Here is a 15,330-nt window from a genome sequence, read left to right as displayed (position 1 = left end):
GTTTAAAGACCTTTTTTAAGAGGTTATAAATGCTATAAAAAAGGGATGTGCCGAAAGGACATCCCTTTTTTAATAAATAGTTATTTAGATCCTCCAAATTCATCTTCCACGCTTTCCGACAAATCATACATCAGCCACTGCTTGCTGGTTACCTCAGCAGACTTGCTTTTTAACAGCTTGATAAAGTCAGCCACTCCTACTGGTTCGTTTCCATTCCCATGAATCAAAACGATACTGCCGGCAGCAGCTTTCTGCCCTTTTGCCAACCAGGCATCACTACCTACCGGAATAATCCCATAAGCCAAAACTTTATCCACTACCAGCTGATCAGAAACCAATCCCGGAAACCTGAAAAATACAGAGGGAATTAAACCATGCTGCAACATAGCCAGTTCAGTACCCAGTATTTCAAAATTCATATCTGTCCCCGGTTCTAACAGAAAATTAGTCTTTAATGGTGCAGTTGGGCTTACATGGTGATTGAAGGAATGATCAATCCAGGTAATTTCAATTTCTTTTTTTGCCACCAGTTCTTTCAGCCAGTTCAGATCGTCAGCATGCGTTAACATCCACCGGCCAGTTATAGAAAGCGCTACAGGCACAGGCTGCTCAATTTTAGCAAACTCTGTAATCAATGATGTGAAAATAATCCGGTCTAACGGCTTATGTGATGGACAAAGATCTATAGTCAGCGTTATTCCCTTATCCTTAGGGAAGCCATGCGTCACCCCCGCATCCTTTAGCGCAAGCGCTTGTTTTGAAGCAGCATCGTAAGCTTTGAAATAAGGAGTCTGCTGAAAATAAGCTTTTGCACTTTTCCAGTCCATCGGGCGCACAACAACATTAGTTGTTAATGCTGTCGTTAAAGTCTGCGGATTTACAGTCAGATAAACCACTTGTCCTGCTTTCTCCATTTTGCGGATCACCAGCAACTCGTTTCCATGCACTTTTGCTACACCATTATAAACTGTATAATTTTTAATAACCTCCTGTGCAGAAGAGACAATTGCTCCAAAAATTAAAAAACAACAAATAATTACACAGAACGTTAACCTGTTTACAATAATATTATACCTGTTCATGTTTAATGGTTTATCTTTGTACATGGCAAAACTATCAGTAAATATCAATAAAATAGCCACGTTACGCAACAGTCGCGGGGGAAACAATCCAGATCTGGTTAAGGTAGCACTTGACTGTGAACGTTTTGGTGCGGAAGGAATCACTGTACATCCAAGACCTGATGAACGTCATATCCGTTATCAGGATGTATTCGATCTTAAAACAGCCATTTCAACAGAATTCAATATAGAAGGTAACTGCAAAGAACAAAAATTCATTGACCTTGTACTGGCCAATAAGCCTGCACAAGTAACATTGGTACCAGATACTGAAGGACAGATCACTTCCAATCATGGATGGGATACTATTAAGCATCAGGCCTATCTTAAAGAAATGGTTCAGCTATTTCAAAAAGAAGGTATCAGAGTTTCTATTTTCACAGATCCGGTAAGAGAAATTATAGAAGCTGCACAAACTACGGGAACCGACCGGATAGAACTTTACACAGAGTATTATGCAGCTAATTATGCCAAAGATCCTGTCAAAGCAATCAGCCCTTATACGCAAGCTGCACATACAGCAAATAAGCTTGGTTTAGGGATCAATGCCGGACATGATCTTGACCTGCAGAACCTGAAATATTTTGCAGATAACATTCCCAATTTACTGGAAGTTTCTATCGGCCATGCCTTAATTAGCGATTCCTTGTATTTAGGTCTGGAAAACACAATTCAGCTCTATTTAAAACAATTGTAGAATATATTTAGATCGGCCCATTCCATTGGAATGGAACTGAAATTTTAATACCTTTGCGCAAATTTATTGTTAACCGTCATGAGTTTAAACATCCATTACAAAGAAGACTTTAAAAACCGTCATATCGCTCCAAATGCGGAGGATACTGAGGCTATGTTAAGCACCCTTGGTCTGACTTCTATTGAAGAACTGATTGAACAAACTGTTCCTCAAAAAATCAGGCTGAAAAAACCACTTAATTTACCTGTTGCTAAGTCTGAGAAAGAATATTTGGAAAGCCTTAGACAAACGGCTTCACTGAATAAAGTTTTCAAATCTTATATCGGACAAGGATATTATGACACCACTACTCCAGGAGTAATTCTGAGAAATGTGATGGAAAATCCAGGATGGTATACACAATATACTCCATACCAGGCTGAAATTGCACAAGGCCGCTTACAGGCTTTGCTGAACTTCCAGACTATGGTGATTGACCTTACCGGTATGGAAATTGCAAATGCTTCTCTTTTAGATGAAGGTACTGCAGCTGCCGAAGCGATGTTTATGCAATTCAGTTTGCGTAAAAATACACAGGCAAATAAGTTTTTCGTTTCGGAATTGTTGTTCCCTCAAACTATAGACATTTTAAAAACCCGTGCAAATCCATTCGGAATTGAACTGGTAATCGGTGATCACCAGGCATTTGAAGCAACTGAAGAGTTCTTTGGTGCAATTGTTCAATATCCTGCTGGAAATGGTGAAGTTTTCAACTATACTTCATTCGCTGAAAAAGCACATGCTAAAAATGTTAAATTAACAGTGGTAGCTGATATTTTAAGCTTAACACTATTAACTCCTCCGGGAGAATGGGGAGCTGATATCGTTGTAGGTACTACACAACGTTTTGGTGTACCAATGGGCTTTGGTGGTCCGCACGCTGCATTTTTCGCAACTAAGGATGAATATAAACGTTCAATCCCAGGAAGAATTATCGGGGTAACTATTGACAGTCACAACAACTATGCTTTACGTATGGCGCTGCAAACAAGAGAGCAGCATATCCGCAGAGATAAAGCAACTTCAAACATCTGTACTGCACAGGCTTTATTAGCTATTATGGCTAGTTTCTATGCCGTATATCATGGCCCGAAAGGTCTTAAATTAATTGCAGAAAGAACACATGGTTTAGCTGTTGCACTTTCACAATCAATTGAGCAAATCGGCTATAAACAATTAAACAAAGTTTTCTTTGACACGATCCGTGTTGATTTAGGTGATTTAAAAGATTCAATTCATAAAGAATGTATTGATAACGAAATCAACCTGAACTACATCGGTTCTGTAGCTACGATCGCATTAGACGAAACTACTTCTATTGAAGACATCAAATTGCTGAATAAAATATTTTCTAAAGTAAAAGCGATCTCTGCGGACAGCGTTGAACTTGCTGAAGAAAAAAATATTCAAACTGTAATCCCTGCTGAATTACAACGTACTTCGGCTTACCTGACGCATCCGGTATTTAACCTGCACCATTCAGAGCATGAAATGTTGCGTTATATCAAATCACTGGAAGCAAAAGATCTTTCTCTTTGTCATTCTATGATTGCTTTAGGGTCATGTACCATGAAGTTAAATGCAACGACAGAAATGATCCCGGTTACCTGGGCAGAGTTTGGCCGTGTTCACCCATTTGCTCCGGCAGATCAGGTGGCTGGTTATTACACTATATTCAATGAGATTGACAGATGGTTAAGTGAAATTACTGGTTTTGCAGCCATGAGTTTACAGCCAAATGCTGGTGCTCAGGGAGAATATGCAGGCTTAATGGTAATCAGAGCTTATCACCAGGATCGTGGTGATCATCAGCGTAACATCGCTTTAATCCCTTCTTCTGCACATGGTACTAATCCTGCATCAGCAGCGATGGCCGGAATGAAGATTGTGATTGTTAAATGTGATGCAAACGGTAATATTGATGTAGCTGACCTGAAAGCAAAAGCTGAAGAGCATAAAGCTAACTTATCTTGTTTCATGGTAACTTACCCATCTACACATGGTGTATTTGAAGAAAGTATCATTGAAATCTGTGAAGTTATCCACGCTAATGGCGGACAGGTTTATATGGATGGTGCAAATATGAATGCTCAGGTAGGTTTAACCAGCCCTGCAAACATTGGCGCTGACGTATGTCACCTGAATTTACATAAAACATTCTGTATCCCTCACGGTGGTGGTGGTCCTGGTATGGGGCCGATCGGTGTTGCTGCACATTTGGTAAAATATTTACCAGGTCATGCGGTGGTAGACATCAACAATGAGAAATCAATTCATGCGGTATCTTCTGCACCATGGGGTTCTGCTTCTATCCTGATCATCTCTCATGCTTACATTGCAATGATGGGTGGCGAGGGATTGAAAAATGCTACTGAATATGCCATCTTAAATGCAAATTACATGAAAGCGCGTTTAGAGAAACATTACCCAGTACTTTATTCAGGAAGTAAAGGACGCTGTGCACATGAAATGATCCTGGATTGCCGCGGATTCAAAAACTTCGGTATCGAGGTAGTTGATATTGCGAAAAGATTAATGGATTATGGTTTCCACGCACCAACAGTTTCTTTCCCGGTTGCTGGAACGTTAATGGTTGAGCCAACAGAAAGTGAAGCTAAACATGAGCTTGACCGTTTCTGTGATGCTTTAATTGCCATCAGAAATGAAATTACCCAAGTGGAGAACGGTACATTGGATAAATTAGATAATCCATTGAAAAATGCACCGCATACTGCAGCTAAAGTTACAGGTGATGAATGGTCACATAGCTACAGCAGACAAACTGCAGCGTTCCCATTACCTTATGTATCAGAACATAAATTCTGGCCTTCGGTTGGAAGAGTTAACGATTCATTTGGAGACAGGTCATTAGTTTGTGCCTGCCCGCCAATAGAAAGTTATATGGAAGAAGAAGAAGTTAGTTTATAAACAAGCTTCACATTCCTTTGATTAAGCAGCAGGGTCATTTCTTTTTAAGATGACCCTGCTTTTTTGAAATATATAAATTCTCAAAGATTTACTTTACGTTTCTATTTTATATCTTTATATTAATCCCAGTGATCTTTCTATAAACTATTAAGCTGATGAATACTAAAATTAACCTGTTGGTAATTGACGATGATGACATTAACATTTTCATTATTAAGAAAATTGTTGAAAAAACAGGCTATGAGGCAAAAATGGTTGCCAAGACAAACGGATCAATGGCGATTGAATATCTGCAGGAATTAATCGCAAACAATGAGGTTCTTCCGCATCTGATCCTGATTGACATCAATATGCCAGTCTTGAATGGCTGGGAGTTTTTAGATGCTTATGAAAAGCTGGGGATACAAACTGAGATAGACATGTATATGCTCTCTTCTTCAGTTTATGAGAATGATATTGAAAAAGCCAAAACCTATAAAACAGTAAAAGGGTTTATTTCTAAACCCCTTTCTATTGAACGCCTTGTTGAACTCTTTGAAGGCAAAAATACACAGACTATATAACTTTAAACTGCCCTTCTTCGCCCAGTTCTATAAAACCGGTTGCTTTGCTTTTACCATGATAGAAAAGACAGTTCCAGTGTTCAGTAACAGCTGTATGCCCAAATTCTTCTCTTAGTTCCATGGACTTGCGCCCATCATAATCATATTTGGCAATAAATTTCTTGTACAGTTCTTCTGGCTCTGGCAAAACATCGCCACCAAAAAATACTTTATTTTCTTCATCTTCTAATAACCAGGCCTGGTGAAAAGGGGTATGTCCGCCAGTGAGGATATGTTTGATACCCGGAATTAAATCCCCTGTTTCGTCTACGAAAACCAGCGTTGCATTCCGTTGCAGGAAGTCAAAGATCTCGGTTCTGTAAGAGGAAGAAGCATTGGTAAAGGCACCCTCCCATTCTCCACGCTGAATCACGTAAGTCGCATTCGGAAAACTAAGCTCCATTCCATTGTTTTCTTTATGCACCATACCGCCGGCATGATCAAAATGCAGATGTGACATCAAAACATAATCCACATCTTCAGGATTAAAGCCTGCTTTGCGAATATTTTCATGTAAAATCAGCGCTCCATCACTGTTACTATAGCCTAATCCGGTATCCAGTACCAATAATTTATCCCCAAATTTAACAAGGAAAGGGTTAACGTGAATAAATAGAGATCCAGGTCTGTCTTTAGGGCTATCTGTCTGAGGATTAAAAGGGACGAACTTTTTGTCGGCTGCTACAGAATAAGAACCTTCATATAAAGTAAAAACTTGCAATGGCGTAGGTGTTAGTCAAAAGAATAATTAATGATATATTTACAATCTGTTACAAAGATATGGAACCTGCATGAAATACCTTCATGCTAACGTCATTACCGCTTAAACAGCGCTTTGCAAAAAATACAAAACTAAAACTAAATGAAGAAAAGATGGGTGCAAGCCGTAAAGGGTAAAGTAGAAATAACAGATTCGCTTGCACAGCAATTAAATATAGATACAAGTTTAGCTGAAATATTAGTACAACGGGATATCACTTCTTTTCAGGAAGCTAAAGACTTCTTCAGGCCGCAGCTCACCCAATTACATGATCCTTTTTTAATGAAGGATATGGATAAGGCAATCGCCAGGATTGATGTTGCCTTGGCTGCAGCAGAAAATATCATGATTTATGGAGATTATGATGTGGATGGCACAACCTCAGTAGCACTTGCTTATAGTTTTTTCCGCCAATTCACTTCGGCTATTGAATATTATATCCCTGATCGCCATAAAGAAGGATACGGGATTTCTACCGCGGGGATCGATCATGCAAAAGCACAGGGAATTACGCTGATTATTGCTCTGGACTGCGGGATTAAATCAAATGATAAGATTGACTATGCCAATACGCTTGGTATAGATTTCATCATTTGTGACCACCATTTACCAGGCGATGAATTACCAGCAGCAGTTGCTATTCTCGATCCTAAAAGATTGGATTGCCCTTATCCGTTTAAAGAACTTGCAGGTTGCGGAATTGGTTTTAAACTGGCTCAGGCCTATTGCCTGACACATCATCTTCCGGCAGAAAATTACGAAAGATACCTTGATCTGGTGATGGTTTCTATTGCTGCGGACATTGTGCCGATCAATGACGAAAACCGGACTCTTGCTTATTATGGGCTGATCAAATTAAATACAAACCCCTCTACAGGGTTGAAAGCTTTAATGGATAGCTGCGGTAAAAATAAAGATTTTACCATTACTGATGTTGTATTCACTTTAGCACCGCGGATTAATGCTGCCGGACGAATGGATCACGGTAACCAGGCTGTTAAAATGTTATTGTGTACAGCAGATACCCTGGCAGCAGAGCAGAGTCTTTTCATTAATCTGCAGAATACAGACCGGAAAACAACAGATCAGAATATTACCGCAGAGGCCCTGGCCCTGATTGATGAATCTGAAATACTGATCAATAAAAAAACAACCGTAGTTTATAACGACCAGTGGAATAAAGGAGTGATCGGTATTGTCGCTTCGCGGTTGACGGAAAAATATTACAGACCAACTATCGTTCTAACCCTGTCAAATGGGATGCTGACCGGATCAGCACGTTCAGTACCGGGTTATGATTTGTATGAAGCACTTTTAAGTTGCGCTGATTTACTGGAACAATTTGGCGGTCATAAGTTTGCAGCGGGGATGACAATCAAGCCCGAAAACATTGAAGCCTTTGCAGAAAGGTTTGAAACTGTCGTTGCTGCCACTATCACAGAAAATTTACTTTGTCCTGAAATTTTGATTGACAATGAAATTTCACTGACTCAAATTGATGGCAAGTTTCAACGTATACTCGCCCAGATGGCACCTTTTGGCCCGGTTAACCCGGCCCCGGTATTTGTGACTCATGATGTATTTTACGTGGGAACACCTTATATTGTAGGTGCAAAACATTTAAAGTTGAGCATTAAACAACAAAATTCCAGTATTTTTGAAACCATTGGATTCGGACTGGCAGAATTTGAGCAACTATTAAAACCTGGACAACCCTTCTCTGTTTGTTATACAATAGAAGAAAATGTTTGGAAAGAGCAGAAACGTTTACAATTGAATATTAAAGCAATAGAGATAAATAACCTCATATAAATGATATTAAGAGCTGATAATCTTATAAAAAAATACAAGCAACGGACTGTCGTCAACGACGTTTCGTTTAGTGTGAGTCAGGGGGAAATTGTAGGATTACTCGGCCCTAACGGAGCGGGAAAGACAACTTCCTTTTATATGATTGTAGGACTGATCAAGCCTAATGAAGGTAACATCTTTCTGGATGATGAAGACATTACCAAGGATGCGATGTACCGCAGGGCACAAAAAGGAATTGGTTATTTAGCACAGGAAGCTTCAGTTTTCAGAAAGCTGTCTGTAGAAGATAACATCCTGTCGATTCTGGAAATGACAACCATGACCAGAGTAGAGCGCCAGGAAAAACTGGAAGAGTTAATTGACGAATTCAGTTTGCATAAAGTAAGAAGAAACCGTGGTGACCTTTTATCAGGAGGGGAACGCCGCAGGACAGAGATTGCCAGAGCACTGGCAGCGAGCCCCAACTTCATCCTGTTGGATGAACCATTTGCAGGAGTAGACCCTATTGCTGTAGAGGAGATCCAGACGATTGTAGCCAAACTCAGAAATAAAAATATCGGGATCCTGATAACCGACCACAATGTTCAGGAAACACTTTCCATTACGGATCGGGCTTATCTGTTATTTGAAGGTAAAATACTGGAGTCTGGTACTCCCGAAATACTTGCCGCCAATGAAATGGTAAGAAAGGTCTACCTGGGTTCCAATTTTGTACTTCGCAGTAAAAACTTATAAGCTATCGTATGGCAATTGTAAATTCTATTTTCACCTGGTATATGAAAAAGCGTGTCCACCAGATTGAGCTTTTCATGAAATATCCGATAGATGTCCAGGAGGAATGGTTTCATACCCTGATTTCATGTGCTGAGAATACAGAATGGGGAAAGAAATATGATTATAAGTCTATTGAGACCCCGGATCAGTTTAAGCAGCGCGTTCCGCTTCAGAATTATGATTCTCTAAAACCTTATATCGAACGGATGCTGCAGGGGGAACAAAATATTCTCTGGCCTTCGGAGATTAAATGGTTCGCCAAATCATCCGGAACAACCAGTGACAGAAGTAAATTTATCCCAGTCTCTCCTGAGGCTTTAGAAGAATGCCATTTCAAGGGTGGGAAGGATATGATCTCCATCTTCTGCAATAACAAACCCTCCAACCAGATCCTGACCGGGAAAGCACTTGTATTAGGTGGCAGTCATCAAATTAACCAGTTAAATGAAGACTCCTTTTATGGGGATCTTTCTGCTGTACTGATCAAAAACTTGCCAATGTGGGCGGAATATTACCGTACACCGGATATTTCAATCGCTTTGATGGATGATTACGAGCAAAAAATGGACCGCATGGCAGAAGCCACCATTAAAGAGAACGTAACCAATATTTCTGGAGTACCTACCTGGACAATTGTGCTGGCTAAAAAAGTGCTGGAAATTACCGGCAAGAAGAATTTACTGGAAGTATGGCCAAACCTGGAACTTTATTTTCATGGGGCGGTAAATTTCAGTCCTTACAGGGAGCAGTTTAAAGAATTGATCCCAAGAGCTGATATGTATTACCTGGAAACCTATAATGCTTCTGAGGGCTTCTTTGGTATACAGGACCAGGTAAATTCGGAAGAGATGTTACTTATGCTGGATTATGGCATTTATTATGAGTTTTTACCTTTAGAGCAACTTTGTGATGATAATCCGGTAACGCTGAGTCTTGGAGAGGTAGAATTATATAAAAACTATGCAATTATCATTTCTACCAATGCTGGTTTATGGCGCTATGTAATTGGAGATACGGTTCAATTTACTTCTTTATCTCCTTTCAGAATCAAAATTACAGGCCGGACTAAACATTTTATCAATGCTTTCGGCGAAGAAGTGATTATTGATAATGCGGAACAAGCGATAAGTAAAGCGTGCAGAGAAACTGGCGCAGCTTTTAAAGATTATACTGCCTGTCCTATTTATTTTAAAGGAAATGATGCTGGAGGACACGAATGGATCATAGAATTTGACCAGCAGCCTGATGATTTTGAGAAATTCGTAGACGTATTAGATCAGACATTGAGAGAAATCAATTCTGACTATGATGCCAAACGTTTCAATAACATGGCGCTTTGCAGACCTAAAGTTCACAATGCACCAAAAGATACTTTTTATAACTGGCTGAAATCAAAAGGCAAATTAGGCGGACAGCACAAAGTGCCCCGGCTGGCTAATGAAAGGAAGTACGTGGATGAGATTTTACCGCTGTTAAACCGTTAAGGAAAAGGCTGCATCGACCCGCAAGAACACTTCCTGGTATCTGTTGCACCAAATGCACGCAAATAGTGCTGATAGTAGTCAGTTCTGTTTTTCATCGCTGCTACTGCTTCTCCATGGTTACATTCAATTGCGCCGTTGATAATATTGGTCACCAAACCGAATCCGGCAACCCACCCCTTTGCCTGATCCGCAGCTGAAGGCTTCCATTTTCCGGTAATCACTTCGTGTGCAGAAGGCTTAATTCCTTGCGGAGTCATCCAGAAATAAATGGCAGTTTCAAAGGCAACAACAGGATCTTTGAGAATCAGATCAGGATCAGAGAGTAATTTATTCTTGTCTCCAAAAATACAATCCGAAGCAAAGCCGTAATTCCCATTATAACTTAATTGAAGCGGGCCACGTCCGTAATATCTCTTTCCAGCAACTGCAGGATAAACAACATTAGCAGCCAGATATGCGTTTGTGGTGTCCAATTCTCTCTTGAGCATCAGCCCATCATTGAATTTACCATCCGCTCCATCTCTGGTTTCATGTGCAGCTTGTGCGAAAAAGGCCGCCAATTCTTTTTGATTGGTCGTTTGAGCTGTACTATTACAGAATTGACTATAATCAATAGTGATGGTGGTATATTCTTTTTGCTGTGCCCAGCTTTCATTCCAGTCTTTATCCTGGCGGACAACGGATTTTTTTCCTGTACGCTGGTCAAATCTGGTTATTTTATAAATAAAAGGTCCTCTTTTCTCTACTTGAATTTTAACCTGTGCTAAATTCTGAACAGCTTTCAGCAAAGAAGGATAAGTGTAAAACTTACTTCTCAATGGAAAGAGCTGGTTAAAAACAGCAGCAGAGAGTAAAGAAGGAAATGAAGGCTTAGTCGCGTTTTTATGATCAGAATTGTTTAACTTAATAGCGCTGGCGGTAGAAACAGCGCTTAAACAAATCAGTATAGCAGCAATAATTTTAAAGCCTTTTTGTCTCATATTTTTCAGTTCAGGTTTAGAACAACATGAATTTCATGCTTTTCTTATACCTGTGAATATAGAAACTTAATAAATCCCAGGCAAAGTCTAATTATACTCATAATTTATAAGGATGAATAATATTCACACATAAACATACACGGACCGGTCATTGTAATTCTTTTAATATTGTAGTTAATCAGCATCGTTTGATAAAAAGAACAATTTATACAACAATCAAACCAGTTTTTTGTTTAATGCATAATATTATTCTTAGGATTTCTTTTTATACCCAGTCAAAAGGAGCTAAAACGTGCCCTATCGCCTAAAAATGCATGCCCTGAATTAAAATCAATGACAAATAATCAAACGCCGGATAATCTTATTCCCAATAATGACGAGATCAGATTAAAAAAACTATATCAATATGAAATTCTGGACACCCATTCTGAAACGGATTTTGATACAATTGCTTTAATGGCGGCCGAAATATTCGGAACTAAGAAGGCTTTTGTAACTTTTGTTGATAAAGGGCATGTTTTCGTTAAAGCAAGCAGCAGCAGGATCGAGGTGGATCATATTTCCAGGGCTTATGGTCTTTGCTCGCTGAGTATTATGGAGGATGATCTGACTATTTTTCACGACACCCATCAATTTCCTGAGTTGATGAAAAACCCTTATATCTCCAGACCAGGAGGTGTAAGATTTTATGCAGCTGCACAGATCAGAACTGCTGATGGATTTGCACTGGGCACTGTCTGCGTCCTGGATGCTGAACCCCGGACCACGGTAACCGATCATCAGTCCAGAATGCTATTGTTACTTTCCAGAATGGTGATGGAGAAGCTGGAGACCCGCATGGTCAACAGAAAAATTGTGAGAGCCTATGATGACCGCCTGCATCGCCTGGCTCATGATATGAAAAACCCTATCACTTCAATTTCTTTGTACGCGCAATTGCTGGGCAGCCGCGAAATGACAAGTGAAAAGGTGTTCTCTATGGCCGCCAAAATTGAGAACTCTTCCAGAGGTGTAGAGAAAAAGCTTAACAACCTGCTAACAGATGCCAGGAGTGAAAATTCATTGGTTGAATTAGTTCATGAACCAGTCATTATTACTGGCCTGCTGCTACAGTTACAGCAGTCTTTTGAACTTTCACTGGCTGCGAAAAATCAAACTTTAATCATTAACAATGACCTGTCTGCCTTAATTTATGCGGATCGGGAACGGATATTGGATGTACTGGATAATTTGCTGAGTAATGCTATGAAGTACTCTTATGAAGGAGCTACTATTGTGATCAATACTTCGATAATTGAGGATGAGCTGATTATTGAGTTCAAGGATGAAGGTCTGGGCCTGAGTGAGGATGATAAGAAAAAGCTATTTACGAAATTCGCGAAATTAAGTGCGATTCCTACAGCACATGAAAAATCTTATGGCTTAGGCTTATTTATTGTAAAAATGCTTGTGGAAAGCCATAAAGGTAAAGTATGGGCAGAAAGCGAAGGTAAAAACTTTGGAAGCTCTTTCTTTATCTCTCTGCCCACTTATAAACAAGGATAGCTATTATAGGATCCCTGCCATATAAGGATCAGAAACGGACTCTTCACCGGTTTCTACATGCCCTGCATATTGCCTGCTATAAGCTTCATCTGCGGTTACAATCGTAAAATCATACCAGCCGGAGTGCTTTCCAAGGTTCAATACCACCTGTTCTTTACTTTTAGGTTTCAATTGAACTTTTTGGGAATTACCTGCATACACGCCTGGTTTGATTTCCAATGCTAAGGCTGTATTTCCTTTATTCTCCAGTACTATACTAACATTTCCACTGAGTTTTTCTTTAAGCAACCCGGACTTTTCATAAGTACAGTTTACAGTAAGCTCAGGATCATTTTTATTGCCTTTGAAATGTCTGAAAAATCCATTAGGCCCCCGAACTAGCAAGTTGTAATTTTCAGCTTTAAATTTATTAAGCTGAAGCTGGTGCGCGACCTGATCTCCTGCATTTACCGCATAATCCCAGTTTTTACCAGCGACCCCCGCATATGGATTTAAAGAGGTTACATTAAACGCTGAACCAACTGGCTCCAGTAATTGTCCAAATCCACTTTTACCAGATTCAAATTTTAATTCTACAGCTGTTTTATCTGCGTTCAAATTAGCTTCCGCGAATAACTGGTAGGGTAAAGCACAGGCTTTTCTTGTCCCTTTTTCTTGTACAGGCATAGCTGCAGGCGATGCGGAAGAAAATGGTGCATTGGTGTTAATTGCCGCGATTTCTGCTGCTGTCAATGCATCAGGCGTAACTTGAGCTGGTTTATTCTTCGCATTTTGAATGCTGGTGACCACCTCATTCTTTTGCAATGCTTTAGGGTTAACTATTTTCTCTCCGTTATAAGGTCTGAAAACTGAAGTCATATCTCCGCAAACAGCTCTTCTCCAATCACTGATATTATTATTTTTAATCTTTTTACCGGTCTTTTTACTTAAGAATTTCTCTAAGAATTGCTGGGAAGAGGTATGATCAAACACTTGTGAGTTTACATATCCTCCTTTACTCCATGGGGAAGCAATCAGCATGGGCACGCGGTAACCTAAACCTAGCGGGCTTCCCATTTTAGCTTCCCATTCTACGTCAATATTCATTTTTGAAGAGACTTTTCCCGTTTCCGGATCGTTAGGATTTGGCGCTACAAATGGTGGAATATGGTCAAAATACCCATCATTCTCGTCATAAGTTAAAACAAAGATGGTCTTTTTCCAGATTTCAGGGTTCTTGGTCAGGATGTCAATTGCCTCGGATACATACCATGTTCCATATAAAGGAGAACTGGTATGGTCTGAGAATCGCTGAGGGGCAACTAACCAGGAAACAGCGGGTAATTTACCCTGCTCTACATCTGCTCTGAATTGATGGAAAATATCATTTTTAGGGATATCTATTGTTTCTTTAACGCCTTGATCATCGGTGTAAGTGAAGGGTTCAAGCTCCAGATAATCTCCAGGTATATTGATATTTGTCGCAAATGCTTTGTCAATCAGGTTTCTCTCCTTTTGACTCAGTTTATTATATTTTGCGGTAACTTGTTCGGGAGTCAGGATTTCCTTTTTATTAGTCTGATCACCATTTTTCCTGAAATAAGCCGAAAGTTTAACGTGGTATCTTTTTACATATTCCAGCGGGTTATCCCCATAGTTATCCACCCAGTCACCCACTCTTTTATCTTGTAAATTTGCTGTCCAGAGTTCGTTTTGATAAACCTTCCAGGATACCCCATTGTCTTCCAGTAACTCGGGGAAAGTATCCCAGTCTACGAAAGCACCAGAATGAGATTCAGCTTGTGAGTTATTGACTACCGCTACAGCTTTTCCATTTTGCTCTGGACGGATTGTACCTGACCAGAAGAATAACCTGTTTGGTGTAGTCCCGGTTAGTGAGGAACAGAAGCTATGGTCACAAATGGTAAAGGCGTCTGCTAAAGCGTAATAAAAAGGAATATCAGTCCGCTCATAATGTCCTAAGGTCATCAGGGTTTTTACAGGAACCCATTTATCGTATTTGCCTTTATTGCGGGCTGCAACCTGGTCATTCCAGGAATGGGGCAACCCACCCTGCCAGGTAATTTTAGTTTTGTTAATATCTATGTGGAAAGGTGCAAAAGTATTCCCAGAAGTGTCTTGTTGCAGCCATACTTTATCGTGGTTAGGCAGAATTGCTGCACGGGGATCATTGAATCCACGTACTCCACTCAGTTTACCAAACATATGATCAAAAGAACGATTTTCCTGCATCAGGAATACTACGTGTTCTGCGTCATAAAAAGTAGTTCCGGGATCAGCTTCAATTGCCATTGCCTTTTGTATAGACATAGGAATTACGTTTGCTAAACCGGCAGCACCAGAAAACATTGCTGCTTTCTTCAAAAAGTCTCTTCTTGAATTCATTTTTGTTAATTAAATTATGTGTGTTAATCTAATGGAGCACATTTTAGCTATCAAATTATAAGAAATTTTTATAATTAATGCGCTGTAACAAAGATATTGCCCACATAAATCTTTAGTGTAAAGCCTTTGTTAAACAATAGAAACCGGTTTAGTTATTCAATCCTAATTGATTTTACAAGTAAAATCAATTAGCTTAGGTTGTT

General features: G+C 39.7%; 11 protein-coding genes. 7 read left to right on the top strand and 4 right to left on the bottom strand.

The features are described 5' to 3' along the window. Positions 1-80: 80 nt before the first annotated feature. Positions 81-1,082 carry a polysaccharide deacetylase family protein gene (locus tag ABIB30_RS23445; RefSeq protein WP_354305482.1) on the bottom strand — a complete coding sequence of 334 codons (1,002 nt, stop codon included), beginning with the start codon at positions 1,080-1,082 and terminating at the stop codon, positions 81-83. Positions 1,083-1,104: 22 nt separating this feature from the next. Between ABIB30_RS23445 and ABIB30_RS23440 the strand changes: the two genes are divergently transcribed. The 3 genes from ABIB30_RS23440 to ABIB30_RS23430 all read left to right on the top strand — a co-directional run bounded on the left by ABIB30_RS23440 (position 1,105) and on the right by ABIB30_RS23430 (position 5,348). Further along, a complete protein-coding gene (locus ABIB30_RS23440; protein ID WP_068407893.1) occupies positions 1,105-1,818 on the top strand; it encodes a pyridoxine 5'-phosphate synthase in 714 nt (237 codons plus the stop codon). Positions 1,819-1,896: 78 nt separating this feature from the next. Beyond that, the gene (gene gcvP / locus ABIB30_RS23435; RefSeq protein WP_354305481.1) at positions 1,897-4,785 is read left to right on the top strand and encodes an aminomethyl-transferring glycine dehydrogenase; all 2,889 of its coding nucleotides are present in this window, start codon (positions 1,897-1,899) and stop codon (positions 4,783-4,785) included. Between the two features lie 155 nt (positions 4,786-4,940). Further along, positions 4,941-5,348 carry a response regulator gene (locus ABIB30_RS23430; RefSeq protein WP_354305480.1) on the top strand — a complete coding sequence of 136 codons (408 nt, stop codon included), beginning with the start codon at positions 4,941-4,943 and terminating at the stop codon, positions 5,346-5,348. Here the strand turns inward: ABIB30_RS23430 and ABIB30_RS23425 are convergent. Continuing rightward, complete coding sequence (locus ABIB30_RS23425; RefSeq protein WP_354305478.1) at positions 5,341-6,108, bottom strand: MBL fold metallo-hydrolase; 768 nt, start codon at positions 6,106-6,108, stop codon at positions 5,341-5,343. The two genes, ABIB30_RS23430 and ABIB30_RS23425, sit on opposite strands and share 8 nt — an antisense overlap. 141 nt (positions 6,109-6,249) lie before the next feature. On the opposite strand from ABIB30_RS23425, the gene recJ reads away from it, so the two are divergent. From recJ to ABIB30_RS23410, 3 genes are read left to right on the top strand one after another with little or no spacing between them, the layout of a single operon-like run. Then, the gene (recJ, locus tag ABIB30_RS23420) at positions 6,250-7,959 is read left to right on the top strand and encodes a single-stranded-DNA-specific exonuclease RecJ (RefSeq protein WP_354305477.1); all 1,710 of its coding nucleotides are present in this window, start codon (positions 6,250-6,252) and stop codon (positions 7,957-7,959) included. Continuing rightward, the gene (gene lptB, locus ABIB30_RS23415) at positions 7,960-8,694 is read left to right on the top strand and encodes an LPS export ABC transporter ATP-binding protein (protein WP_068405958.1); all 735 of its coding nucleotides are present in this window, start codon (positions 7,960-7,962) and stop codon (positions 8,692-8,694) included. A gap of 8 nt (positions 8,695-8,702) precedes the next feature. Next, entirely contained in the window at positions 8,703-10,217 is a 1,515-nt protein-coding gene (locus ABIB30_RS23410; RefSeq protein ID WP_354305476.1) for a GH3 auxin-responsive promoter family protein, read from the top strand. Here the strand turns inward: ABIB30_RS23410 and ABIB30_RS23405 are convergent. Then, a complete protein-coding gene (locus ABIB30_RS23405) occupies positions 10,214-11,197 on the bottom strand; it encodes a chitinase (protein ID WP_354305475.1) in 984 nt (327 codons plus the stop codon). The two genes, ABIB30_RS23410 and ABIB30_RS23405, sit on opposite strands and share 4 nt — an antisense overlap. Positions 11,198-11,530: 333 nt before the next feature. On the opposite strand from ABIB30_RS23405, the gene ABIB30_RS23400 reads away from it, so the two are divergent. Beyond that, positions 11,531-12,742, top strand: a complete 1,212-nt coding sequence (locus ABIB30_RS23400; protein ID WP_354305474.1) for a GAF domain-containing sensor histidine kinase — start codon at positions 11,531-11,533, stop codon at positions 12,740-12,742. Between the two features lie 3 nt (positions 12,743-12,745). Here the strand turns inward: ABIB30_RS23400 and ABIB30_RS23395 are convergent, their stop codons facing one another. Further along, complete coding sequence (locus ABIB30_RS23395; RefSeq protein ID WP_354305473.1) at positions 12,746-15,127, bottom strand: phosphocholine-specific phospholipase C; 2,382 nt, start codon at positions 15,125-15,127, stop codon at positions 12,746-12,748. Between the last annotated feature and the right edge of the window lie 203 nt (positions 15,128-15,330).

This window comes from Pedobacter sp. UYP1 (assembly GCF_040547305.1).
GTDB lineage: Bacteria > Bacteroidota > Bacteroidia > Sphingobacteriales > Sphingobacteriaceae > Pedobacter.
Note: the sequence above shows the minus strand (reverse complement) of the source record. Positions and strands in the feature narration are given on the sequence as shown.

Coding starts and splice junctions, on each gene's coding strand:
- ABIB30_RS23430 (WP_354305480.1), top strand. CDS start 4,941: ATGAATACTAAAATTAACCTGTTGGTAATTGACGATGATGACATTAAC.
- ABIB30_RS23405 (WP_354305475.1), bottom strand. CDS start 11,197: ATGAGACAAAAAGGCTTTAAAATTATTGCTGCTATACTGATTTGTTTA.
- ABIB30_RS23400 (WP_354305474.1), top strand. CDS start 11,531: ATGACAAATAATCAAACGCCGGATAATCTTATTCCCAATAATGACGAG.
- ABIB30_RS23440 (WP_068407893.1), top strand. CDS start 1,105: ATGGCAAAACTATCAGTAAATATCAATAAAATAGCCACGTTACGCAAC.
- recJ (WP_354305477.1), top strand. CDS start 6,250: ATGAAGAAAAGATGGGTGCAAGCCGTAAAGGGTAAAGTAGAAATAACA.
- ABIB30_RS23445 (WP_354305482.1), bottom strand. CDS start 1,082: ATGAACAGGTATAATATTATTGTAAACAGGTTAACGTTCTGTGTAATT.
- gcvP (WP_354305481.1), top strand. CDS start 1,897: ATGAGTTTAAACATCCATTACAAAGAAGACTTTAAAAACCGTCATATC.
- lptB (WP_068405958.1), top strand. CDS start 7,960: ATGATATTAAGAGCTGATAATCTTATAAAAAAATACAAGCAACGGACT.
- ABIB30_RS23395 (WP_354305473.1), bottom strand. CDS start 15,127: ATGAATTCAAGAAGAGACTTTTTGAAGAAAGCAGCAATGTTTTCTGGT.
- ABIB30_RS23410 (WP_354305476.1), top strand. CDS start 8,703: ATGGCAATTGTAAATTCTATTTTCACCTGGTATATGAAAAAGCGTGTC.